At 70.7% G+C, this 23,714-nt stretch carries 18 protein-coding genes; 10 read left to right on the plus strand and 8 right to left on the minus strand.

What is annotated here, in order from left to right; translation table 11 throughout:
* Both K3N28_RS20425 and K3N28_RS20430 read left to right on the plus strand, forming a co-directional pair.
* Positions 1 to 642, plus strand: coding sequence for a 2'-5' RNA ligase family protein (locus tag K3N28_RS20425; RefSeq protein ID WP_228094607.1), 642 nt, complete (start codon positions 1 to 3; stop codon positions 640 to 642).
* 305 nt (positions 643 to 947) lie between these two features.
* The gene (locus K3N28_RS20430) at positions 948 to 2,618 is read left to right on the plus strand and encodes a stealth family protein (protein ID WP_228094608.1); all 1,671 of its coding nucleotides are present in this window, start codon (positions 948 to 950) and stop codon (positions 2,616 to 2,618) included.
* 223 nt (positions 2,619 to 2,841) lie between these two features.
* Here K3N28_RS20430 and K3N28_RS20435 read toward each other — a convergent pair whose 3' ends face one another.
* Entirely contained in the window at positions 2,842 to 4,881 is a 2,040-nt protein-coding gene (locus K3N28_RS20435) for a M3 family metallopeptidase (RefSeq protein ID WP_228094609.1), read from the minus strand.
* A gap of 194 nt (positions 4,882 to 5,075) precedes the next feature.
* On the opposite strand from K3N28_RS20435, the gene K3N28_RS20440 reads away from it, so the two are divergent.
* The gene (locus K3N28_RS20440) at positions 5,076 to 5,870 is read left to right on the plus strand and encodes a metallophosphoesterase (RefSeq protein ID WP_228094610.1); all 795 of its coding nucleotides are present in this window, start codon (positions 5,076 to 5,078) and stop codon (positions 5,868 to 5,870) included.
* Positions 5,871 to 5,919: 49 nt separating this feature from the next.
* Here the strand turns inward: K3N28_RS20440 and K3N28_RS20445 are convergent, their stop codons facing one another.
* A complete protein-coding gene (locus K3N28_RS20445) occupies positions 5,920 to 6,174 on the minus strand; it encodes a hypothetical protein (protein ID WP_228094611.1) in 255 nt (84 codons plus the stop codon).
* A gap of 425 nt (positions 6,175 to 6,599) precedes the next feature.
* Here K3N28_RS20445 and K3N28_RS20450 point away from each other — a divergent pair, with 425 nt between their 5' ends.
* The 3 genes from K3N28_RS20450 (at position 6,600) to K3N28_RS20460 (ending at position 9,929) form a co-directional block, all read left to right on the plus strand.
* Positions 6,600 to 7,838: a helix-turn-helix domain-containing protein gene (locus K3N28_RS20450; RefSeq protein ID WP_374209840.1), complete on the plus strand. Its 1,239-nt coding sequence runs from the start codon at positions 6,600 to 6,602 to the stop codon at positions 7,836 to 7,838.
* Positions 7,839 to 8,321: 483 nt separating this feature from the next.
* Positions 8,322 to 9,146, plus strand: coding sequence for a Nif3-like dinuclear metal center hexameric protein (locus K3N28_RS20455; RefSeq protein ID WP_228094612.1), 825 nt, complete (start codon positions 8,322 to 8,324; stop codon positions 9,144 to 9,146).
* Positions 9,147 to 9,929, plus strand: coding sequence for a zinc ribbon domain-containing protein (locus K3N28_RS20460; protein ID WP_228094613.1), 783 nt, complete (start codon positions 9,147 to 9,149; stop codon positions 9,927 to 9,929).
* A 257-nt stretch (positions 9,930 to 10,186) separates the two neighbouring features.
* On the opposite strand, the gene trpD is transcribed toward K3N28_RS20460, so the two are convergent.
* On the minus strand, positions 10,187 to 11,248 hold the full coding sequence (gene trpD, locus K3N28_RS20465; protein WP_228094614.1) for an anthranilate phosphoribosyltransferase: 1,062 nt from the start codon (positions 11,246 to 11,248) through the stop codon (positions 10,187 to 10,189).
* A gap of 22 nt (positions 11,249 to 11,270) precedes the next feature.
* Positions 11,271 to 11,705 (minus strand): hypothetical protein, encoded by a 435-nt coding sequence (locus tag K3N28_RS20470; protein ID WP_374209841.1) that lies wholly within the window; start codon positions 11,703 to 11,705, stop codon positions 11,271 to 11,273.
* A 189-nt stretch (positions 11,706 to 11,894) separates the two neighbouring features.
* On the opposite strand from K3N28_RS20470, the gene K3N28_RS20475 reads away from it, so the two are divergent.
* From K3N28_RS20475 to K3N28_RS20490, 4 genes are all read left to right on the plus strand, one after another.
* Positions 11,895 to 12,509, plus strand: a complete 615-nt coding sequence (locus K3N28_RS20475; protein WP_308062199.1) for a heme-copper oxidase subunit III — start codon at positions 11,895 to 11,897, stop codon at positions 12,507 to 12,509.
* 183 nt (positions 12,510 to 12,692) lie between these two features.
* Positions 12,693 to 13,499: a c-type cytochrome gene (locus K3N28_RS20480; protein WP_228094617.1), complete on the plus strand. Its 807-nt coding sequence runs from the start codon at positions 12,693 to 12,695 to the stop codon at positions 13,497 to 13,499.
* The gene (locus tag K3N28_RS20485) at positions 13,496 to 14,617 is read left to right on the plus strand and encodes a ubiquinol-cytochrome c reductase iron-sulfur subunit (protein WP_228094618.1); all 1,122 of its coding nucleotides are present in this window, start codon (positions 13,496 to 13,498) and stop codon (positions 14,615 to 14,617) included. Before K3N28_RS20480 ends, K3N28_RS20485 begins: the two co-directional genes overlap by 4 nt.
* Positions 14,614 to 16,203: a ubiquinol-cytochrome c reductase cytochrome b subunit gene (locus K3N28_RS20490; RefSeq protein WP_228094619.1), complete on the plus strand. Its 1,590-nt coding sequence runs from the start codon at positions 14,614 to 14,616 to the stop codon at positions 16,201 to 16,203. The genes K3N28_RS20485 and K3N28_RS20490 overlap by 4 nt, the downstream gene beginning before the upstream one ends.
* Positions 16,204 to 16,287: 84 nt before the next feature.
* Here the strand turns inward: K3N28_RS20490 and K3N28_RS20495 are convergent, their stop codons facing one another.
* From K3N28_RS20495 to K3N28_RS20510, 4 genes are all read right to left on the minus strand, one after another.
* Positions 16,288 to 18,003, minus strand: a complete 1,716-nt coding sequence (locus K3N28_RS20495; protein ID WP_228094620.1) for a bifunctional (p)ppGpp synthetase/guanosine-3',5'-bis(diphosphate) 3'-pyrophosphohydrolase — start codon at positions 18,001 to 18,003, stop codon at positions 16,288 to 16,290.
* Between the two features lie 260 nt (positions 18,004 to 18,263).
* Positions 18,264 to 20,045: a DEDD exonuclease domain-containing protein gene (locus K3N28_RS20500; protein ID WP_228094635.1), complete on the minus strand. Its 1,782-nt coding sequence runs from the start codon at positions 20,043 to 20,045 to the stop codon at positions 18,264 to 18,266.
* Positions 20,046 to 20,055: 10 nt separating this feature from the next.
* On the minus strand, positions 20,056 to 22,410 hold the full coding sequence (locus tag K3N28_RS20505; RefSeq protein ID WP_304608747.1) for a DUF3488 and DUF4129 domain-containing transglutaminase family protein: 2,355 nt from the start codon (positions 22,408 to 22,410) through the stop codon (positions 20,056 to 20,058).
* A gap of 58 nt (positions 22,411 to 22,468) precedes the next feature.
* Positions 22,469 to 23,713: a DUF58 domain-containing protein gene (locus K3N28_RS20510; protein WP_228094621.1), complete on the minus strand. Its 1,245-nt coding sequence runs from the start codon at positions 23,711 to 23,713 to the stop codon at positions 22,469 to 22,471.
* Between the last annotated feature and the right edge of the window lies 1 nt (position 23,714).

The raw sequence follows: 23,714 nt of genomic DNA on the forward strand, positions 1-23,714 counted from the left end.
GTGAACGAATCTGCGCCCCCATCCGGCCCCAAGCCCCCGAGTTCGGGCCAGCGCTGGCCCGACGGCTGGACCAAACTCCACGTCTACTTGACCGACCTCGACCAGGTCAAGGCCGTCGCCGAGTCCTATCGCGAGGTCATCGACCGGGCCGCGGGCGACCGGCCCGTCCCGCACGAGTGGCTCCACGCCACCGTCGCCTCCGTCGAGTGCGACGCCGCCTCGATCGACGGTCCCACGCTCGAGCGGCTCATCCGGCGCCTGCGCGCCGAGGCCGGCGAGATCAAGGCGTTCCCGCTCACGATCGGCCCGGCCCTGGCCGCCACCGGCGCGATCATGCTCGACACGTTCCCCGACAGCGAATTCGGCCGCCTCAAGCGCGCCTGCGTCGACGCCATCAACGCCACGATCGAGGGCGGCGTCGGCCATCCGGGCGGCGGACCGGGGCACGTCTCGCTGTCGTACCGCTCCGACGACGTCGGCGTCGACCGCCAGCGCGGGGCCATCCAGAACAAACTCCGTGACGTTCGCCCCGGTAGGACCGAAATCACCGTCACGGGGGTAGATCTCGTCCGAGTGTCCCAATCCGACGACGCGTCCACGTACACCTGGGAATACATCGCTCGAATCCCCTTGGGGGAGTAGCGCACTCACTTCACCAGCGGGCGTCGCCGACAGGCGGCGCCCGCTCTGGTTGACGCTTCGGTCGCAAATCTGACACCATTTCGTCATCCCCTCGTGGCCTACTGTTGAGACATGTGTCAGAGCCCGGCCACGTGGTGTTCAGGCCGGGTCATGGACGACCCGCCTCCACTCCGCCGGAACCGTCCCCGGTCAACCCCGAGCGGCCATGAGCCGTGAGTGTCAGGAGGTGTCGATTGTTCGCAGACAATGACCGTCGTATCGCAACCCGTGCGGCCGGTACGCACGGCGACGGCTTCGCCGGCGCTATGAGCGCCCCGATCGTGCCCCCGCTCGACGAAGCGGTGGAACTGACGGACCCCCGTCCCGTCGAGCCGCCCTCCATGACGACGCGCACCGAGGTCACGGAACCCTACGGCTTCTTCACCGACCTGGCCGCCGCCCATCTCCTCCACGACGGCGAGATCCGCCCGGCCTACACGCTCGCCGATCCCACGCCGCTCGAGGTCTGGCGCCGCAACCTGGAGATCGTCGCGGCGATCCTCACCGCCGCCGGCGTCGACTGCTTCGCCGTGCCCGGCTTCAGCCTCACCCGGCCCGTCCTCGGCGTCGACGCCGCCGACCGCCAGCGCGTGTGCACCGCCCTCGCGATGCTCTGCGAGTCGACCGGCGGTCGGCTCTCCGTGCCCGAACCGGCCTTCCGCGAATCCGAGCTCGGCCTCGACCGTCCCGAGTGGGCCCGCCGGGCCGACATGGCCGACGTGCCGATGGTCCGCGCCTCCTGGCTGTGGTCCGACGCCGGCCACGACCTCGTCTTCGGCGCCGATTACGGCTGCGACGTCGAGTTCTGGACCGACACCGGCGACGGACACCTGTTGGCCCCCAGACATAACCGCATCAGTCCCGTCGTTCGACGCGACGGCGCCCGGGTCTCGGCCCCCGGGCGCTTCTTCACGGCGCTGGCGGGAGGGTCGCGCGCGGGCCTGCCGGAGGTGTCGACCCGGCAGGAATTCGCCCGACCGGGACCCGACCACGTGGGCTTCCCGATCGACGCGGTGTACACCTGGGTGGACGGTGCGGACCACGCGTGGCTGCGCCGCCGCGCCGAGGCCGACCAGTCGCCCTACCACGCGGAGTCGGCGAACCCGGCCCGCTTCCACGACCGGGAGGAGCTGCGGTTCTCGCTGCGCTCCCTGTACCTGAACGCCCCCTGGGTGCGCCACGTGTACCTCGTGACCGACCGGCAGCGCCCCCACTGGCTCGACACGGACGCGCCGGGGATCACGGTGGTCGACCACAGCGACCTGTTCGACGACCCGGACTGCCTGCCCACGTTCAACTCGCACGCGATCGAGACGCAGCTGCACCGCATCGAGGGCCTGTCGGAGCACTTCCTGTACTTCAACGACGACATGTTCGTGGGGCAGCCGGTCGGGCCGCAGCTGTTCTTCGAGCCGAGCGGCCTGGCGCGGTTCTTCCCGGCCCAGACGTTCATCGGGATGGACCCGGTGAGCACCGCGGACTCGCCGCCGAACGCGGCGTTCAAGAACGACCGGGCGCTGCTGGAGCGGGCCTTCGGGCGGACCATCTCGCGGATGATGAAGCACGTGCCGTACCCGTTGCAGCGCAGCGTCCTCGCCGAGGCGGAGAAGGAGTTCGACCAGGAGCTGGCCCGGACCGCGCAGAGCGCGTTCCGGAACGTCACGGACGTGTCGGCGGTGACGCTGCAGCACTACTACGCGTTCTTCACCGGGCGCGCGGTGACCGGCGAGGCCCGGGACGCCTATGTGGAGCTGGGGATGCCGGACGTGGCCGAGCGGCTGGAGCTGCTGCTGGAGCGGCGCGACCGCCAGACGTTCTGCATCAACGACGCCGGGCTGCCGGAGGCGCTGGCGGAGGAGCGTTCGGTGATGATGCGCCGGTTCCTGGAGGCGTACTTCCCGGTCCCGTCGCCGTGGGAGAAGGCCCTGGCGCTCTAGGGCGTCCGCAGCCGGTCCGGACCGCCATCAGCGCAAGGAAGCCCGCGCGGCTTCGAGGGAAGCCGCGCGGGCTGCGACTCGTTCGCGATCCTGCGGTCCCCGACCGGGCACGCGGCCTCGCCGACGGGAGTTCCCCGGCGGGACGGATCGCTGTCGCCGGATACGCCGGAGGCGGCGGGCCGACGGCCCGCCGCCTCCGGCGCGTCTCCTGCGGACGGGGCGCCTATTTCAGGCCGCGGCGCTCCAGGAGCGGGTCGATCTCGGCGTCCCTGCCCCGGAAGCGGCGGTAGGACTCCATCGGGTCGATCGAGCCGCCCTTGCTGAGCAGGTGTTCGCGGAAGTGGTCGCCGTTCTCGCGGGTCAGGCCGCCGCGCTCCTTGAACCACTCCACGGTGTCGGCGTCGAGGATCTCCGACCAGATGTAGGAGTAGTACCCGGCGGCGTAGCCGATGGAGATGTGCGCGAAGTAGCCCGAGCGGTAGCGCGGCGCGATCTCGGGCATGTAGATCCCGGCGTCCTCGAGGGCCTTGCGCTCGAAGGCCTCCACGACCGCGTACGGGTCGTCGCCGCCGTCGGGGACCTCCTCGGGGGTCAGGCGGTGCCAGGCCTGGTCGAGGAGGGCCGCGCCGAGGTACTCGGTGGAGGCGAAGCCCTCGCCGAACCTGCCCGAGGCCTCCCACTGGGCGAGCAGCTCGGCCGGGGCGGGCTCGCCGGTCTCGTGGTGGCGGGCGTAGTGGTGGACGACCTCCGGCCACCGCTCCCACATCTCGTTGACCTGCGACGGGTACTCGACGAAGTCGCGCGGGGTCGAGGTCATCGACGTCTTCGGGTAGCGGCAGGCCGAGAGCAGCCCGTGGAGGGCGTGCCCGAACTCGTGGAAGAGCGTGGTCACGTTGTCCACGGTGATGAGCGCGGGCTGGCCCTCGGAGGGCTTGACGATGTTGAGGTTGTTGACCACCACGGGCTTGTCGCCGGTGAGGTCGGACTGGACGACGAGCGGGTTCATCCACGCGCCGCCCTTCTTGGAGTCGCGCGTGAAGAAGTCGCCCACGAAGAGGCCGAGCGGCGCCCCGTCGTCGAAGACCTCCCAGACGCGCGCCTCCGGGTGGTAGCCCTGCAGGTCGGGGCGCGGCGTGAACGTGAGGCCGAACTCCTTCTCGGCGGCGTAGAAGACGCCGTCGACGAGGACCCGGTCGAGTTCGAGGTACGGCTTGAGCGCCTCCGCGTCGAAGCCGTACTTCGCCTGGCGGACCTGCTTGGCGTAGAACGACCAGTCCCAGGCCGCGAGGGTGAAGTCGCCGCCTTCGGCGTCGATGATCGCCTGGAGCTCGGCGGCCTCGCTGCGGGCGTTGCGCACCGACGCCTCGGCGAGGCCGGCGAGGCGCTCGGCGATGACGTCGGCGTCGCCGGCGGTCTGGTCGGCGGCGATGTAGGCGGCGAAGTGCTCGAAGCCGAGCAGGCGGGCCTTCTCGGCGCGCAGGCGCATCATGCGCAGCAGGGTCTCGGCGTTGCCGGCGCCGCGGCCGATCGTGGCCCGGTAGATCCGTTCGCGCAGGCCGCGGTGCTCGAGGTCGGCGAGGAGCGGGTGGAGGGAGAAGTTCGACTGGGTGATGAGCCAGCCGTCGAGGCCGCGGTCGGCCGCGGCCGAGGCCGCGGCGCTGATCTGGTCCTCGCTGAGGCCCTCGAGCTCCTCCCGGTCGGTGACGTGGACGGCCGCGTCGTTGATGTCGGTGAGGATCTGGTGGTTGAACTTGGAGGACAGCTCCGCCAGCTCGGTGTTGATCTGCGACAGGCGCTCCTTGCCGGCCTCGTCGAGCGCGGCGCCGCCGCGGACGAACTCGGTGTGGTAGCGCTCGAGGAGCCGCTCGTCCTGCTCGTCCAGCCCCAGTTCGGCGCGCCGCCGCCACAGGGCGTCGATGCGGGCGAACAGCTCGGCGTCGAGGAGGATCTTGTCGGCGTGCGCGGCCAGCTTGGGGCTGACCTCGGACTCGATCGCGTTCAGCTCGTCGTCGGTGTCCGAGGAGTACTTGTTGTAGAACGCGAGGCCGACTCGCTTGAGGGTGCCCAGGCCGCTGCGTTCCAAGGCCACGACCGTGTTCGCGAAGGTCGGCTCCTCGGGGTCGGCGACGATGGCCGCGACCGCCTTGAGCTGCTCTTCCATGCCCGCCTCGAAGGCGGGCAGGTAGTGCTCGGCCTTGATCCGCTCGAACGGCGGGAGCTGATAGGGGAGGTCGGAGGGGGACAGGAACGGGTTCTCGGTCACGGAGGCTCCTCGCTGCGGTCGTACCGGGCTCACCGGTGTGCGGCGCGCCCGTGGCGTGCCGACATGGCGGTGGCCGAATCCTATTCCGGGCCCTTGCCGTCCGGCAAGTGCGTATCCCCGGCTCAGCGCCTTCTTCGCGAAAGAGCCGCCGACAACCTCACCGAATCGGGGCGTCCCGGATTAATATCGAGCCCATGTCTGAGACCAGTCCGCTCTTCGTGGCCAGCGACGTCCACGGCCACTACGACGCGCTCGTCGAAGCGCTGCGCGGTCGCGGACTGATCGACGAGGACGCCCGATGGACCGGCGGCGACGCTCGCCTGTGGATCCTCGGCGACCTCTTCGACCGCGGCGAGGAGGGCGTGGCCGTGGTGCGGCTGCTGCGCAGGCTCGCCGGCCGGGCCGCGGCCGAGGGCGGCCTCGTGGACACCCTCATCGGCAACCACGAGGTGCTCGTGCTCGGTTCGCGCCGCTTCGGCGACGTGGCCTTCACCGACGTGGACGGCCAGGACCGGCAGTTCCTCTACTGGTGGGTCCTCAACGGCGGCTTCGAGGACGAACTGGGCGACCTCACCGACGACGAGGTGAAGTGGCTGGAGACCCGCCGCGTGGTCCACGTCGCCGACCGCTCCCTGCTCGTGCACGCCGACACCGAGTCGTATCTCGGCTACGGCCGCAGCGAGGAGGCCGTGAACGCGGCCGTCCGCAAGATCCTCTCCGGCGACGAGCCGGAGGAGTGGTGGCAGCTGTTCCGCGATCTGACGCGCCGCCACGAGTTCATGGGCCCCGAGGGGCCGGCGCGGGTGCGCGGGATGCTCCGCTCGTTCGGCGGCGAGGAACTCGTCCACGGCCACTCCACGATCCCCGACACGACCGAGTTGGAGCCGTCGCAGGTGACGCAGGCGCGCCGCTACTGCGACGGCCTGGTGCTCAATGTGGACGGCGGCGTCTACCAGGGCGGCAAGTGCCTGGTGGTCCGCCTCAACTGACCCGTTCGCCCCGCCGCGGCTCGCCGGTGCCGCCGCGACCGGGCGGTCCTCAGTCGTCGCCGGACCGGTCGAACAGGGAGAGGCGGGTGATCGGCGACGCCGCGGCGCGACCGCTCCGGGACTCCGCCCACACGGTCACCGTTACGGCTCCGGCGACGCCCAGCGCCGCCCAGCCGGCGAGCGGTGAGAAGGCGACCGCGTAGCCCAGCGCGGCGGCGAGCGCGGTCGCGGCGGCCGCCGTGGAGAAGGCCCGGCGGAAGGCGCGTCGGTGCTCGCGGCGCGCGACGACTCGGTGGTGTCTCATATCTGACACAACGATGCAGGCCCTTGAATCGGCACGCTGCATGTGCAGATTTCCTGCGTTCGAGCGACCGAAACCCGGCATAACCACCTATAACACTCGGTTGCCCACAATGGCCGAGCAAGACTGTAAGCGTGTTCACGCAGAGCGTGATATTGGCAGCTGGCGGCCGTTGTGCCGGAACGGAAAAGACGGTAAACACATAGTGTCGGGACGCCAAAGGCGACAGACCCGGGCCCTCCCAAGGGGATTCCGGGTCGCGTGCGGGGTCGAGACAACCGGGCACGGCTGACAGCCGTCCGGCGTCCCGACGCGGCGGTCGTGACTTCCCGAGTGAAGGAACGGCCGCCACAACCGCATACCGCACGAACACGACGAAACGAAGTCCCGAAGTTCACGTAACTCCTTTATAGACGGTGGGGTCTGACATGGAGTCCGAAACGCAACCGATGGGGCGGCGCGTCGCTTACTGGCGACAACGCCGCGGCATGTCCCAACAGGTCTTCGCCGACCGGATCGGCAAGTCCAAGAGCTGGGTCGACAAGATCGAACGCGGCGTCCGACGCCTCGACAAGTACTCCGTCATCACCGAACTCGCCGAAGCGCTCAGCATCGACGCCGGTCAGCTGCTCGGCCGCGAGCCCAAACGCCGCCCCGGCCTCGGCGGATGCCTCGACCAGGTCGAGGTCGAGTCCATCCGCCAATCGCTCGAACGCTACGAACGCCTCGGCCGCTTCCTCGAAGCCGCCCCGATCGACTCCACGCCGATCCCGCAGCTCCGCGGCTCGGTGAACTACTGCTGGCTCGCCTTCGAGAAAGGCCACTACCCGGTCGTCGCCCGATCGCTCATCCAACTGCTGCGCGACACCCCCGTCGCCGAGGACCGACCCGTCGGCGGCACCGCCGCCGACGCCGCCGAACTCATGACGCAGGTCTACCAGATCGCCTCCACCGTGCTCCGCAAACTCGGGGAGGCCCAACTCGCCTGGCTCGCCGCCGACCGCGCCATCTCCGCCGCCAACCGCGGGAACGACCCGCTCCTGGCCGGCATCGCCACCACCCGGGTGGCCAACGCGCTCAGGGCGCTCGGGCGGCACCAAGCCGCCCTCGACCTCAACGTGCAGGTCGCGCACGGCCTCATCTCCGAAACCGGCGGCGAGACCTCCAAACCCGCCGAGATCAGCGTCTACGGGGCGCTGCTCCTCCAGGGCGCGATGGCCGCCGCCCTCGCCGGGGACGCCACCACCAGCGGCGACCTGCTCGACAGCGCCTCGCGGGCGGCCAACATCCTCGGCCGCGACGCGAACTACTACTACACCTCGTTCGGACCCACGAACGTCATGCTGCACCGCGCGGCGGCGTTCGTGGAACTGGGCGAAGGCGGCGACGCGCTCGCCGTCCACGACAAGATCCCGCCCGCGGCGCTGGCCGACCTCGTGGCCGAGCGGCGCGCGCACCACTACCTCGACATGACGCGTGCGTGCGTTCAAGTGGGGGACATGGCGATGGCGGGACGGCACCTGGTGACCGCCGACCGCACCGCCCCGGCGGAGGTCCGCTGCCGCCCGATCGCGATCGAGCTGATCGATCAGATCCTGCACCGCACCAAGGGCGAGCCGGCCCAGGACCTGCGCCGACTGGCCGAGGAGGTCGGGGCCCTGAACTAGCGCCCGAACCAGGAACCCCCACTGGCCGGGTCCCGCACGCCGCCGCCGGGATCGGTCGGCGCAGGGGGTCCGTGCGAGCCGGAAGGGAACGTGCCCGGAGCCACGCTGCTCGAGCTCCGGGCACGCCGCCTTCCTTGCGCGGGCCTCGGCCCGCGTGGCCGCTCCCTGAGGCCGGGTGCGGCGGCGCGTGCCACCCCGGGCCAACGATGAAGCGGTACGACAACCGGAGCGCTCGATCGGCCCCCGAGGCCGACCGCCCTCGGACCAACGATGAAGCGGTACGACGGCCGCGGAACCCGATCGCCCCCCGAGGCCCGGTGCGGCGGCGTTCGGCGCCCCTGACCACAACGGCGCCCACCGCATCCGACAGTCCGGCCGGCCCCGGCCGGCCCCGGTCGGCCTCGATCGCCGGCGGGCCGCCGCTCCGGGTTTTCGCGGGCACTCCGCGTCCCGTTTCCGCGCGGGCGTCAATAGACTCGGAGGATGCGCACGCTCAGCGAGATCACCGCTGCTCTCGACGACCTGTACCCGCGCCGCTGGGCCGAGGAATGGGATCGAGTCGGGCTCGTCTGCGGCCGCGGCGGCAACTCCGTCCGCAAAGTCCTCTGCGTCGTGGACGTCGTCCCCGCCACCGTCATCGAAGCCATCGAGGCCGACTGCGAGCTCATCGTCGCCCACCACCCGCTCCTCCTGCGCGGCGTCTCCAGCCTCGACCCCGCCGCCGACTACAAGGGCGACCTCGTCCACACCCTCATCGAATCCGGCATGGGCCTCTACGTCGCCCACACCAACGCCGACGTCGCCGCTCCCGGCGTCTCCGACGCGCTCGCCGAACGGCTCGGCCTCATCGACCTCCGCCCGCTGCGGCCGCTCCCCGCCCCCGAGCACCACGGGTCGGGTCGCGGCATCGGCCGGGTCGGCCGCCTGACCGAGACGCTCAGCCTCGCGGCCCTGCTCGAACGGGCCGCCAAGGCCCTCCCGGCCACCGTCGGCGGCGTGCGCGCCGCCGGCGATCCCGACCGCCCCGTCGACACCGTCGCCGTCTGCGGCGGCGCGGGCGACTCCTACCTCGCCGACGCCGCCGAGGCCGGCGTCGACGCCTACCTCACCGCCGACCTCCGCCACCACCCGGCCAGCGAGCACCTCTCCCGGAGCGGCCCGGCACTCATCGACGCCGCCCACTGGGCCACGGAGCGACCGTGGCTCGATATCGTTGCCGAGCAACTGTCCCGTCTGGTCGACGACGTCCTCGTCTCCGACCTCGACACCGATCCGTGGACCATCCATCAGAAACCCGGGGTGAACTGAGTGAAAGCCGACCTTTTCGATCAGCGCCGACTGCTCGAACTGCAGGCGGTGGACACCACGCTCAGCCAGCTGGGCCAGCGCCGCAGGAAACTCGACGCCGACCCGGCGTTCGCCGCCGCGAACCAGCGCCTGAGCGCCCTCACCGACAAGGCCGCGAACCTGGGCGGCGACCTCGCCGACCTCGACCGCGACATCGAGCGCGTCGAACGCGAGGTCGAGCTCGTCACCAAGCGAGCCGAGAACGACCGCGCCCGCATGGCCTCCGGCGCGGCCACCGCGAAGGAACTCGAAGGGCTCCAGAGCGAACTCGAGTCCCTCGCGCGCCGCCAGGGCACGCTCGAAGACGACCAGCTCGAACTCATGGAGCGCCGCGAGGCCCTCGAAACCGAGCTGAACGAGACCCGCCGGCAGGTCGAGGAGGCCCGCCAGGTCCTCGCCGACGCCGAGGCGGACCGCGGACGCCGACTGGGGGAGATCGACACCGAGACCGCCGAGGCGACCTCCACCCGGGAGGCCCTCGCGATCAACATCCCCGACCGGCTCGTGGAGCTCTACGAGCGCATCCACGCGAAGCAGCCGATCGCCGCCGCCGAACTCGTCGGCCGCCGCTGCGGCTCCTGCCGGATCGAGAAGTCCCCGGCCGACATGATCCCGATCAAGTCCGCGCCGATCGACGAGGTCCTGCGCTGCGAGGAATGCGGCTGCGTCCTCATCAGAACCGAACTCCCGCAATCGAAGCCGAGCACGCTCGCCTCCGAGGACGAACTCAAGAAGTACCAATAGGCGAATACCGCGGCACCAGCGGTAGAGAACGGCGGAGGGGCGAGACGCGCCAGCGTCTCGCCCCTCCGCCGTAACAGTCCATGCCGGACATAACCGAAATGTCCGCCCGGGGGACCCCTTGAGCTAAAACTATCGCCGGGGTATGACGGTTTCGGGCCCGCCGGGTTCCCGCTTCCAGGGGGAACCCGCTCGCGTTCGACCGGTGTCCACGGGCGGACCGTCCGAGCCTCCGCTTTCGAGCGCCCGGATCCCGTCCGCTACTCGCGGCTGAACGCCGCCCAGCGTTCCACCAGTTCGGTCGCCTTGCCCGCTTCGATGGCCTTCGCCGCGAGCTCCAGATTCGCGCCCAGCAGGCCCCGGCGCACCGCCACGTCGTGCAGGTCCACCCCGTCGACCAGGCCCTGACGCGAGGCCAGCGCCGCCGCCGCGTTGATGAGGACCGCGTCGCGCACCGGGCGGTTCCGCCCCGCGAACACGTCCCGCGCGACCTGCGTGTTGAACGCCAGGTCCCCGCCCTTCAGCGCCTCCGGCCCGGCCTTCATCAGGCCGAACTCCTCGATGTCGATGGTGCCCTGCGAGACCCGACCGCCCGAGGCGATCCACTCCGACGTCGTCGCCGACGTCGAGATCTCGTCCAGGCCGTCGTCGCCGCGCACCACGAACACCGACGCGCCGCGGGCCGCGAACACCTGCGCCATCAGCGGCGCCTTCACCGGGTCCGCGCAGCCGATCAGGCCCGCCGCCGGCTGCCCCGGGTTCGTCAGCGGCCCGAGCAGGTTGAACACCGTCGGAATCCCGAGCGCCGCCCGCACCGGACCCGCGTGGCGCATCCCCGGGTGGAACTTCCGCGCGAAGCAGAACCCGATCCCGACCTCGCGCACCGAGGCCTCCACCCGCACGGCCGAGGCCTCAAGGTCCACCCCGAGCGCCTCCAGCAGATCCGCCGATCCCACGGTCGAGGACGCCGAACGGTTGCCGTGCTTGATCACCGGCACGCCCGTCGCGGCGACCACGATCGCCGCCATCGTCGAGATGTTCACCGAGTTCGAGCCGTCGCCGCCCGTCCCGACGATGTCGACCGCGACGCCCAGATCCGACAGGTCCAGGCGGGTCGTCTCGGCGAGCATCCGCCCGGCGATCGCCGCGATCTCCTCGGCCGTCTCGCCCTTCGAGCGCAGCAGCACCGCGAACGCCGCCAACTGCGCCGGATCGGCGTTGCCCGCCATGATCTCGGCCATCGCCCAGTCGGCGCTGGCCTCGTCGAGGTGGTCGCCGCTCGACAAGCGTGCGAGAACGTCAGGCCAGGTCGCACTAGACATAAGGACTCCTGTTAGGGGGAGGTCAGGCGGCGCGCTGCGCCGGTGCCACGCCTTCGGCGCGGTTGACCAGCAAGTCTACTACCGTCTGCCCGGTCGTCACGGGGTTGAGCGGGTGCATCAGCACCGCGTCCGCCCGCGACCACGCCGCCAGCCACCGGTCGGCGGCCCGCGCCACGACGACCGCCAGCGTCGGCGGTTCGTCGAATTCGTCCCGGAGCTGCCGGGCGATTCCGAGGCCCCCCGCGGGCTGGGCCTCGCCGTCCAGCAGCACGAGGTCGATGGCGTACTTGTCGATGAGCGCCACCGCCTCGTCGTACTCGCCGGCGACGGCGTACTCGATCTTCACCCCTTCCACCGGCTCCTCGCCGATAGCCGAGCGCATCTGTTCGATGACCGCGGGTCGATGACTGTAAAGCAGGACAGCGTACTCAGCCGTTGAGGTACTCACGCTTCGCATATTAAACCGGCCACACTGAAATGGGAAGACCGGCGCGGCCGATTCCGCGAACCGGCTCGTTCGCCATGGTCGAACCGCGAATGACCTGGGCACACGAGGCGAGGAGGCCGGGAGCCTACCGCCGGGCGACACGCGCGAAAAACACACCCCATGCGCAGCTCGGGCCCGCCGGACCGTAATAATGTGCCCGTGACTGCCGCCGAAGCAACTATCGACCCCAGCCGAATCCACTCACTGACGCGGCCCAATGTCGTCAGTGTCGGCACCATCGTGTGGTTGAGCAGCGAACTCATGTTCTTTGCGGGCCTGTTCGCGATGTACTTCTCCATCCAGGCCGCCGCGCCCGCGATGTACGAGGAGGGCTACCACCACCTCGAGATCCCCTACGCGCTGGTGTTCACCCTGATCCTCGTGGCCTCCTCGGTCACCTGCCAGCTGGGCGTCTTCGCCGCCGAGCGGGGTGACGTCTACGCGCTGCGGAAGTGGTTCACGATCACGTTCATCATGGGGCTGATCTTCGTCCTCGGCCAGGTCAACGAATACCGCAACCTCGTCCTCGAGGGGCACACGATCGCCTCCGACGGCTACTGGACGATGTTCTATCTGACCACCGGCTTCCACGGCCTGCACGTGACCGGCGGCCTGGTGGCGTTCATCGTCTACCTCATCCGGACGACGATGGGGCGCTTCAACCCCGCCCAGGCCACCGCTTCCATCGTGGTGTCCTACTACTGGCACTTCGTCGACGTGGTCTGGATCGCGCTGTTCGCCGTGATCTACTTCCTTCCGATGGCCCAGTACTGACGAACACCTCGGCCGGTCCCCGGAACCGCACCGGCCCCACGAAGTGAACAGGCCCCGGCCCCGCGCCGGAGCCGCATCAGAGAAATGCGACGGCCGCCCCGCCCGGAGGCGACCGCCGGCCGGGCGAGGACCGAACAGGGCCCCGTCCCGGTCCGAGAGCTAGATAAAGGTGAGGCAACAACCGTGGCTGCATCAGCGAAACGCCGGCGAGGCTGGCGCAAGCGCCTCGGCGCTCTGGCCAGGTTCACCGGCGCACTGGTCATCGTCGGAGGGCTCTACTCGGTGTTCTCCCCGAGCCTGTACGCCCAGGAGCCCGACGCCAACGCGATCGACTCCGAGGCCGTCAAGGGCCAGGAGCTCTACGACACCAGCTGCATCTCCTGCCACGGCGACGACGGCGAGGGCATCGAGGGACGCGGACCGAGCCTCATCGGCGTCGGCTCCGCGGCGGTCGAGTTCCAGGTGAACACCGGTCGCATGCCGATGGCCGCCCAGGGCGCCCAGGCCCCCGAGACCTACCCCTCGTTCACCGAGGAGGAGGCCGAGTGGCTCGGGGCCTACATCGAGTACCTCGGCGGCGGACCCTCCATGCCGGACGACCTCGAGGCGCTCGTCGAGCACGCGGACGTCGGCGAGGGCGGCGAGCTCTACCGCGTCAACTGCTCCTCCTGCCACGGCTACGCCGGCGGCGGCGGCGCCCTCTCCTCGGGCGCGCACGCGCCCTCCCTGGAGGGCGTCTCCGACGAGGAGCTGTACCAGGCGATGCTCACCGGCCCGCAGAACATGCCGGTCTTCGCCGACAACGAACTCACCCCTGAACAGAAGGCGGACATCATCGCCTACGTCCAGTACCTGGTGAACGACGACAAGGACCCGGGCGGGGTGTTCGCCCTCGGCCGGTACGGACCGTCCACCGAAGGGCTGGCCATCTTCCTGGTCGGCATGACTGCGCTCCTGCTGACCACGCTCTGGATTGCAGGTAAATCGTGAGTGCCCACAACGACAGTGCCCACACCGAACCCGAGAGCGTGGACCTGAGCGACCCGAAGCTCAGCCGCTTCGAGGTCTACAAAGAGGGCCTGCGCCGCGACGACATCGAGATCATCCACTACGAGCCGCGCTTCGCGAAGCCGGGGACGAAGGCCGAGAAGCGCATGGAGCGCATCGTCGGCGGCATGTTCCTGTTCTCCGGCCTGTTCGCGACCGCGTTCGTGGCGGCCTTCATCTGGTGGCCGTGGGAGTACGAGGGCGCCGCGACCTGGCGCGACCCGCAGACCTGGTACACCCCGGTCCTCGGCGCCACGCTCGGCCTCTCGCTGCTGCTCTTCGCCGCGGGCGTGCTCACGTGGGCGAAGAAGCTGCTCCCGATCGAGGAGCTGGTCCAGGACCGCCACGACGGCGGCTCCTCCACGGAGGACCGGCGCATCGCCGAGGCCACTGTGGACGGCCTCGTTGAGGACATGGGCCTGCGCCGCCGCCCGTTCCTGGTGAAGGCGGCCCTCCTGGGCGCCGCGCCGCTCGGCCTGGCCGCCGTGGCCCCGCTGGGCGCGCTCCTCAAGGATCCCGGCGACATGCTCACCGTCACCGGTTGGAACGCCGAGAAGTACAACAACGGCGAGCCGATCCGCATGATGATGAGAGACGGCGCACTGGTGCGTCCCGACATGGTCTCGGTCGGCGGGCAGATCACCGTCTACCCCGCGATCGACCACGGCGCGACCAACCAGTTCCCGACCGCGCCGGTCCTGCTGATCCACCTGAGGGAGTCCGACGCGGCGATCCTGCGCGAGAACCTCTACCCGATGTACGACGAAGTGGACGCCCTCTGGGGCAACTTCGTCGCCTACTCGAAGATCTGCACCCACGTCGGCTGCCCGACCAGCCTCTACGAGCAGCAGACCCAGCGTCTGCTGTGCCCGTGCCACCAGTCCCAGTTCAACGTGGTGGACAACGCCGCGCCGATCTTCGGACCGGCGACGCGACACCTGCCCATGCTGCCGATGACGGTCGACGACGAGGGGTTCTTCGTCGCCACGTCGGACTTCCTGGTGCCCCCGGGCCCGGCGTTCTGGAACCGCCCGTCCCTCCCCGAGGAGGATGAGAAGTGAAACGCCGCAAAGGCACGAGTGACAGCCTGCTGACCAAGGCGGGCGGCGAACTCGACGACCGCTTCAAGCTCGCCGGGCCGACCCGGGTCCTGATGAACAAGGTCTTCCCGGACCACTGGTCGTTCCTCCTGGGCGAGATCGCGCTGTTCTCGTTCATCCTGCTGCTCCTGACGGGCACGTTCCTGGCGCTGTTCTTCGAGCCGTCGATGGTCGAGGTCACCTACAACGGCGCGTACGTGCCGCTGCAGGGCGTCGAGATGTCGCAGGCGTACGCGTCCTCGCTCGACATCTCGTTCGAGGTGCGCGGCGGCCTGATCATGCGGCAGATGCACCACTGGGCGACGCTGCTGTTCATGGCGTCGATCCTGGTCCACATGCTGCGGATCTTCTTCACCGGCGCGTTCCGCGCGCCGCGCGAGACGAACTGGATGATCGGCATCCTGCTGTTCTGGGTCGGCTTCTTCGAGGGCTTCTTCGGCTACTCGCTCCCCGACGACGGCCTGTCCGGCACCGGTCTCCGCATCATGGAGGGCATGACTCAGTCGGTGCCGTTCATCGGACCGTGGGCCTCCGCGGCGCTGTTCCGGGGCCAGTTCCCGGGCACCGACGTGATCTCGATGATCTACATCATCCACGTCTTCATCTTCCCGCTGATCCTGCTGGCGCTCATCACGGTCCACGTCGGACTCGTGTTCGCGCAGAAGCACACGCAGTGGCCTGGACCGGGCCGGACCGAGCACAACGTGGTCGGCTACCGGATGTTCCCGAACTACGTGATGAAGCAGGTCGGCTTCATGCTGTTCATCTGGGGCGTGGTCGCCGCGATGGGGGGCCTGTTCCAGATCAACCCGATCTGGCTGTTCGGACCGTACGAGGTGTCGGTCGTGTCGTCGGCCTCGCAGCCCGACTTCTACGTCATGTACCTGGACGGCCTGATCCGCCTGTTCCCGGCGTGGGAGCTGCGGATACCGCCGTACTTCACGCTGCCGGCGGTGTTCTGGCCCGCGATCGCGGGCATGGGTCTCTCCGTCGTGCTGCCGCTGATCTATCCGGCACTGGAGCGGCGGTTCACGAAGGACCGCGGCCACCACAACCTGCTGCAGCGTCCGCGCGACAACCCGGCCCGCACCGGCCTGGGCGTCATGGTCGTGGTCTTCTGGACCATCGGCACGATCTCCGGCGGCAACGACGTGTTCGCCGAGACGTTCGACATCAGCCTGAACGCGATGACCTGGGCCGGCCGCATCGGCATCGTGGTCCTGCCGATCATCGCGTACTACCTGACGTACCGGATCTGCCTCGGGCTCCAGCAGCACGACCGCGAGGTGCTCGCGCACGGCCTGGAGACGGGCATCCTGATGCGCGACCCGGACGGCCGCTTCTACGAGGTGCACCAGCCCCTCGCGGAGCCGGACGAGCACGGACACACCGAGCTGGAGTACAACGGCTGGGTGGTTCCGAAGAAGATGAACCGCGTGGGCGCACTCGAACCCACGGAGAAGGGCTTCTTCAAGCCGATCGAGGAGCCGTCGCAGAACGGCGGCGCCGAACGGCGCGACGAGATCGAGTCCGGCCGCAAGCACTAGCGAGTCGACACGGCGGGGCCGCACCGAACGGTGCGGCCCCGTTTCGCGTCGTGGAGCGGCCGGTCCCGGTCCAGGGCCGCCCGGTCAGTAGCGGTCGACGGTGGTGATGAGCTTGTCCGCGAGCTCGTCCGGGTCGAGCTTCTCCCGGGCGAGGGCGAGGTAGAGCGAATCCAGGTCGGGGAAGCCCAGCGACGACGCCACGCCGTGGAGCGGCTGTTCCCCCGCCAGTCCCCGCCCGCGGGCGATCAGGGAGCGCCACAGGCGGTTCTTTCCGGCCTTCAGTTCGTCCTCGAAGCGCTGCATGGGGATGATCGGGAGTTCGCCGGTGGAGTCGCCGTCGTCGATCGAGGCGAACCAGTCGTTGATGTGCAGCTGCGCCTCGGGGGTCTTGGCGTGTTCGAGCCACTGCTTCGAGGGCCCGTACGGCTGCTCGTTCGTGAGCACCAGCTCGACCGTGTCGCCGTCGCGCAGCGGCCGCGAGAGCGGGGCGATCTCGCCGTTCACGTACGCGGCGATGAGCCGGTGGCCCTTCGCGGGACCCGAGCAGTAGGCGACGTCGACGGGAGTCGACGCCTTCGGCACGGTGAGCTGCCGGCCGTCGCCGGTGAACACCAGGATGTCCTGGTCGGCCAGATCGCAGCGCAGCGAGTCGAGGAACTGGCCGGAGTCGGCCACCTCGTGCTGCCACTCGAGGAGCCGCTGCAGCCACGGCAGCTGGATCTCGACCTGGTCCGGCCCGGAGCGGCGCAGCCCGGCCACGATGCCGACCTCGGCGGTCTCGTGCATCTCCTTGGTGCGGATGAGGAACTCGATCGGGATGCCGCCCGGGCCCGAGACCGCGGTGTGGATCGACTGGTAGAGGTTGAACTTCTTGGCGGCGATGAGGTCGCGGAACTTCCCGCCCACGGGCTTCCAGAGCTTGTGGATCGCCCCCAGCGCGGCGTAGCAGTCGGTGGTGGGGCCGTCGACGACGATCACCAGGCGCGGCGGGTCCGCCGGGCCGGTGCCGGGGTGCTTCTGCATCTCCCGGTAGATCGAGTACGGGTGCCGGGGCCGGTCGTAGAGTGCCGCGGCCACTTTGAACTCGCGGAGGGCCTTGCGGACCTGCGGGACGATGAGGGCGAGCTGGCGCTTGCGGTCGGTGTCGGAGCCGACGTGCTCGCGGATCCGCTGGAAGACCTCCGGTTCGAGGGTCTCCAGGACGATGTCCTCGAGTTCGCGCTTGATGACGTACAGGCCGAGCCGGTCCGCGAGGGGGATGAGGACGTCCCGGGTGGCCTCGGCGATGCGGATCTGGCTGGGTCGCTTCTTGAACTTGATGGTGCGCATGTTGTGCAGCCGGTCGGCCAGCTTGATGACCATGACGCGGATGTCGCGCCCGGCGGTGAGCACCAGTTTGCGGAAGGTCTCGGCCTCGGCCGCGGACCCGAGGTGGATCTTGTCGAGCTTCGTGACGCCGTCGACCATCACGGCGATCTCGTCGCCGAAGTCGCTGCGGAGCGCCTCGAGGGAGTAGCTGGTGTCCTCGACCGTGTCGTGGAGCAGCCCGGCGGCGATCGTCGCGGTGTCGACGCCGAGCTCCGCGAGGATCGTGGAGACGGCGATCGGGTGGGTGATGTAGGGCTCGCCCGAGCGGCGGGCCTGGCCGCGGTGCATCTGCTCGGCGATGCGGTAGGCGCGTCGGACCAGGAGCATGTCGGGCTGGTCGCAGTGCGCACGGTGGGCGGCCTCGAGCTGCGCCACCTTCCCGGCCAGGTCCCAGGGGTCGTCAGGTTTGGCAGTCCGAGTAGCCGAAAGCAATGCGCGCAACATGAAAGCCTCCGATGCCCAAGGTTGACCGCATTCTAGATGTACAACGATTCCTGGAGCGAATCGACACTAGAAGCTGTCGGATTTCGGCGGGGCCGCCGACACGGGCGGATGACACAGCGTACCCGGTCCGGCCGGGTGCTGGAAACCCCAAGCGCCGCAGGGCGATGCGGGACGTCTCACGTCCGATTCGCCGGAAAGGGGCGGTCGCGTCGAACGGCACGCTCGGTGCCGCGGGGACAGCGGAGGGTTCAGGCCCGAGTCCCATCATGTGGTAAGCGTTCGCCGTTCGAGCGGCGCCACGGGGACGGATCGTGGGGCACCGCGCCGTCCCAGCGCTCGGCGCCGTCGAGGCGGCTGGCCCAGGGCTTCTCCACGGTCACCAGCCGCACTTCGGGGCGGCTCAGCCACTCCAGGAGCAGCCGGGTCTCGGCGGCGTGCGCCGCGTCCACGACGTCCGCGACCGGCTCCACCGCGCGGGAGGTCTCGCGCAGCTTCGCGATGTACGGCATCGGATCGGCCCGCGGGGGCGTGCGGACGGCCCCGGCGAGGATCCCGTGGCGGATGACCGCGACCTCCCAGCCGCCGCCCTTGGCGCGGCCGGCCGCGACGATCTCGCCGGCCGCGACGAGGCTCCTGACGCGATGTGTGGCGGCGGCCAGCTGGAGGAACGCGCCGAGTTCGTCGCGCCGCTCGGCTGCCGCCTCGAAGCGCTCGGCCGCGGACAGCTCCGCGAGGCGCTCGGCGACGGCGTCGGCGATCGGGGTCGGGTCGCCGTTCATGGCGTGCGCGGCGCGCTCGGCGATGCGGGCGTACTCCTCGACGGTGACGGTGTGGCGGCACGGCTCGGCGCACCTGCCGATCTCGCCGAGTACGCACGAGGGCGACAACCGCTTGGGGGACAAGCGGGTCCGACACGACCGGATCGGCAGGGCGGCCTCGATCGCGCCGATCGCGGCCTGCGCCTGCGCGCCCGAGGCGGGGCCGAGCCGCGGCGTGCCGGGCGGGGGCGGGTTGCGGGAGATCTGCAGGCGCGGGTACGGCTCCTCGGTGAGGCGCACCCAGCTGCGCCGCTCGGGGAACTTCGCGGCCCGGTTGTACGGCGGCTTGCCGCCGGAGATGAGCCGCAGTTCGGCGACGCCCGCCTCGAGCCGGTGGGCGCATTCGACGACCTCGACGCGTTCGGCCGAGGCGAGCATGTCGCGCAGCCGACGGCGCTGCTCGGCGGCCGAGAAGTAGCTGCGGACGCGCGCGGCGACGTCCACCGAGACGCCGATGTAGAGGGCCCGGTCGTCGGCGTCGCGGAAGATGTACACGCCCGGCGAGTGCGGCAGCCCGTCGGCCAGGTGGCGCTTGCGGCGCTGGAGCTCGGAGGGGATGGCCCGGCAGAACTCGGCGAGCTCGGCGTCGGTGTCGACCCCGTGCCCGGAGGCCCGCTCGATGAGGCCGTGCAGCACGGCGACGGTGGCGCGGGCGTCGTCCAGGGCCCGGTGGTTCGGCGTCACCGGCGACCCGAACAGCCGCGCGAGGGTGCCGAGCCGCCGGTTGGGGACCTCGCTCTTCTCGGTCAGGCGCCGGGCCAGGACCACCGTGTCGATCACCGGCGGCCGAGGCCAGCGCGTGTCGGTCAGTTCGCAGGCGTGGCGCAGGAATCCGATGTCGAAGCCGGCGTTGTGGGCCACGAGCGTCGCCCCGTGCGCGAATTCCAGGAACGCGGGCAGGACCGATTCGATGCCGGGGGCGTCGGCGACCATCTCGTCGGTGATGCCGGTCAGGCGCGTCACCCGCGGGTCGATGGACTCGCCCGGGTTGACGAGGGTGCCGAACTCGCCGATGGTCTCCCCGCCCTTGACCTTGACGGCGCCGATCTCGGTGATCCCGCACGCGTCGGCGGCGAGGCCGGTGGTCTCCAGGTCGACGACGCAGAACGTCACTTCGGACAGCGGGGTGCCCAGGCTGTCGAGGGTCGGCTGGGTGAATCCGGTGTCGTTGGAGAGAGCTCGGCCGCTCTCGGCGCCGCCGCTTCGGTACATGTACGCCACCCTAAGGGCGGCCTGTGACAGACCGGTCCCTGCGGCCGTTCGAACGTCGCGGACGCCGCAGTGCGCCGCGGACGCGGTCGGCGGTGCGCGCCGAGCGGCGGGCGAGGCGGGCGCTCTGCTCGGCCTGGCCGGCCGAGAGCTTCGCCAGGAGCGAGGCGGGCCAGAACACGGCCCGGTACTTCTGGCGCGGCTCGGCGCACTTGGCGAGTTCGGCGTGGAGGTCTTTGACGGCGTCGGCGAGGCCGGTCGCGTCGGCGCCCTTGGGGGAGTAGCGGTAGCGGGACATCGCGGAGCCGAGCGTGGCCGCGGCCTCGCGACCTCCCGGGGCGGCCTGCGCGAGGACGCCGGCGGCCTGTCGCGGCGTGAGCGACTCGGCAAGGGCCACACCGTAGTCGTGGGCGAGGTCGATCGCCTCGTCCCAGGCGGTCTGGGCGGTGAGCCGTTTCGGATCGAGCCGGGAGCGGCGCACGGCCCCGCGCCACAGGGCGGGGACGAACGGCACGGCCGCGAGCAGCAGCAGCGCGAGCCAGGCGGGGTCGAACCCGAAGGCGCCGTCCTCTTCGGATTGCGCGGCGGGGTCGTCCGCGGGCTCACCCTCGGCGAGGGCCTCGGACGGGTCCTCCGCGGCGCCGGCGGACGGCGTCTCGGAGCCGGGGGTCGGTTCGGCGCTGATCCCCGCGTCCGCGGTCGGGTCGTCGGCGGGCGCGGTCGGCTCGGTCGCCCACGGGAAGGTCACCGAGCCGGGCACGCCCATCGACGGGGTCGGGTCGTACGTGACCCACCCGGGTCCTTCGTAGTACACCTCGACCCACGCGTGGTAGTCGTGGCTGGTGAGCACCCATTCGGTGCCGTCCCGCTCGCCTTGGGACATGCCGATGACCACGCGCGCGGCCACGTCGGCGTCGCGCAGCATCCACGCCATCGCGGCCGCGTACTGCTGGCAGTAGCCCTGCTTGGTCTCCAGGAAGTCCAGGATGGCCTCGTCGTTGCCCGCGTCGCCGGTCTCCAGCGAGTACCGGAAGCCGTTGCTCACCGACAGGAAGTCGAGGGCCGCCAGGACCTTCTCGTGGACGGTGCCCTCGCCGATCTCGCGGTCGACGATCTCGCTCAGCTGGGGCAGGTCCGGGTGGGCGGTGTTGGCCTCCCACCGGGGGTCCTCGACGTCCATGCCGCCCGCGCTCGCGAGCGTCTCGGCGTCGAACGCCGGATCGACGTAGTTCAGCGTGTACGCGTCGACCTCGCCCATGTCGGCGTCGTCGCCGACGATGACGCCGGTGTCGGCGTCGATCGCCCAGTCTCCTTCGATGTCGAGGCTCACCGGGGTCCCGTAGACGGGCACCACGGGCGCTTCCAGCTGCAGGTTCTCGATCTGGGCCTCGTAGATCTGGGCGTCCTCGGGCATGTCGAGCGCGTCGATCGAGTCGCCGGCTGCGTACTCGTTGGGTTCGAAGCCGCCGTTGTTCAGCTCGTCGAGCACGTGCATGCGCAGGTAACGGGGGTTCGGGTCGTCGGTGGTGACGCGGAGGACCTCGACCTCCTCGGGCCGGTGCAGCGACCCGGACAGCTGCGCCCAGGGGTTCACGTCGCCCAGTCCGGCGTCGCCGCCGCCTTCGAAGTCCTGGGCGACCCGGTCGAGGAACCCGGACGTGTTCGTCGGGATCACCGCCAGCGCCACCAGGGTCGTGACGATGAAGCCGGCCGCCGACCAGCGGGCGGTGCGCGCCATCGGCGAGGGGAACCGCTGGCCCACGAGCTGCCCGGTGCCGGTGAAGCGGTGTCCGAACGCCGAGACCCGCCGCAGGTTGTCGTCGGCGAGGATCCACAGGTAGGCCACGGCCGGGAGGATGAACCAGAACCACGCCGTCGCGTCGGGGGCGACCGAGACGGGGACCAGGTACATCGTCAGGAGCGTCAGGCCCGCCAGGGCCGGGGTGCGCAGCCCGACGACGAACATGTCGTGGAGGATCGCGACCATGCCGACCCCCAGCAGGGTCAGGAACAGGATGCCGCCCTCGGGGTCGACCGGCGGCACCTGGGTGATGATCGCGGCGACGCCCTGGGCGGCGAGGTCGGCCCAGTGCTCGAACGTGCCGGGCGTGGGGATGATCAGCAGCAGGCCCGTGCCGCCGCCGAAGCCCGCCGTGAGGACCACGACGAGGCCCCCGGCCATCGCGAGCGTCTGCAGGCCCTGCCCGCGCCCGGCCGCGCGCATGAGCGAACCGGTCACCGCGACGACGGTGATCGTCAGCAGCACCGGGAACGTCCATCCCAGGCCCTCGAAGACGCCGATGAGCGGCGTGAGGGTCAGGGCCAGGGTGCAGGCCGCGACCACGGTCGCGTGCCGCTGTCCGCTCATCACCATTCACCTAACTGTCGGTCGTCTGCAGCGATCGGGGAACGCTGTCAGCGGGTGGTCATCCGAGTGTCCTCCATGAGCCCAGGCGGGTCCACACCCGGCGCAGCTCGGTCCCGGCGACCACCGGGACCACCTGCCAGCCCGCGCTCGACAGCGTCGACACGGCCTCCCGGTGCTGCTCGGCGAACGCCTGCTCGCGCGGGTCGACCCGGGACGAGTCCGCCCTCGGGATCCACCGCACCGGGTCCACCACCAGCGCCGTGCAGTGCCCGCCGCGCCGCGCCAGCCGCCCGAGCGTGGCGGCGTCCTCGGCCGTCAGATGCCCCAGGAGCGCGACGATCCCCGACACCGAGCGCGCCCGCTGGGCCTTCTCGACCATGTGCGCGATCGGCGCGTCGGGGGCCGCGGCCACGGTCGCGAGATACCGCATCGCCTCGCCGTAATCGCCTCGGCGGCATTCGAAGTCGCGGTGCGCGGTGATCAGCCATGGGTCGATGCCGTCGCTCGCGAGCCGCACCGTCGCCGACGCGGCCGCGTCCACCATCCACTCGAAGCTCGACAGCTCCCCGCGGTGCGCGCCGCGCCGCACGTCCAGCAGGACCGCGGCGTTGTTCTCCCACGGCTGCTCCTCGCGGCGCACCATGAGCTGCCCGCGGTGCGCGCTGGCCTTCCAGTGGACGCGCCGCATGTCGTCGCCGTGGCGGTACTCGCGCACGGCGATGTCGTCGTTGCCGGTGATGGCGACGGCCTGCGCCGCCGACTCCCCGGAGGACATCCCCGCGCCGCCCGGCAGCAGGAGGCTGCGCAGCGGCTGGATCCGGGGGGTCACGATGAGCTCGGTGGTGATCGGGAACTCCTGCACCGACACCGCCAGCCCGAACGGGTCCGACGTGCGCACCGTCAAGGGCCCCAGCTCGTACGCGCCGCGCGTCCCGGGGGTGATCGTGTAGTTCACGACGCTGCGCGCGCCCGGTGCGAGCCGCTCCAGGACCAGCCGCGGCCGGTTCCCGAGCCGGTAGGGGATGCGGTCCTCGAGCATGAGCGCCGGCGGGCGGCCCCGGCCGATGTTCTGGATGCCGAGGCGCACCTGCGTGGACTGCCCGGCCTCGACCTGCGGCGGGTTGAGCACCCGGTTCGACTCCAGCGCGGGCCGCGTCCACCGCAGCATGACGAGCCCGCCCAAGGGCGCGATCAGCGCCAGGAGCGCGGCGCGCAGCAGGTCGCCCTCACCGACCAGGAGGGCGATGATGCCGACCACCACGCTCACCGCCAGCAGCGTCTTGCCGCGCCCGGTGAGCTCCACG

It is taken from the genome of Glycomyces sp. TRM65418 (genome assembly GCF_019710475.1).
Lineage (GTDB): Bacteria > Actinomycetota > Actinomycetes > Mycobacteriales > Micromonosporaceae > Glycomyces.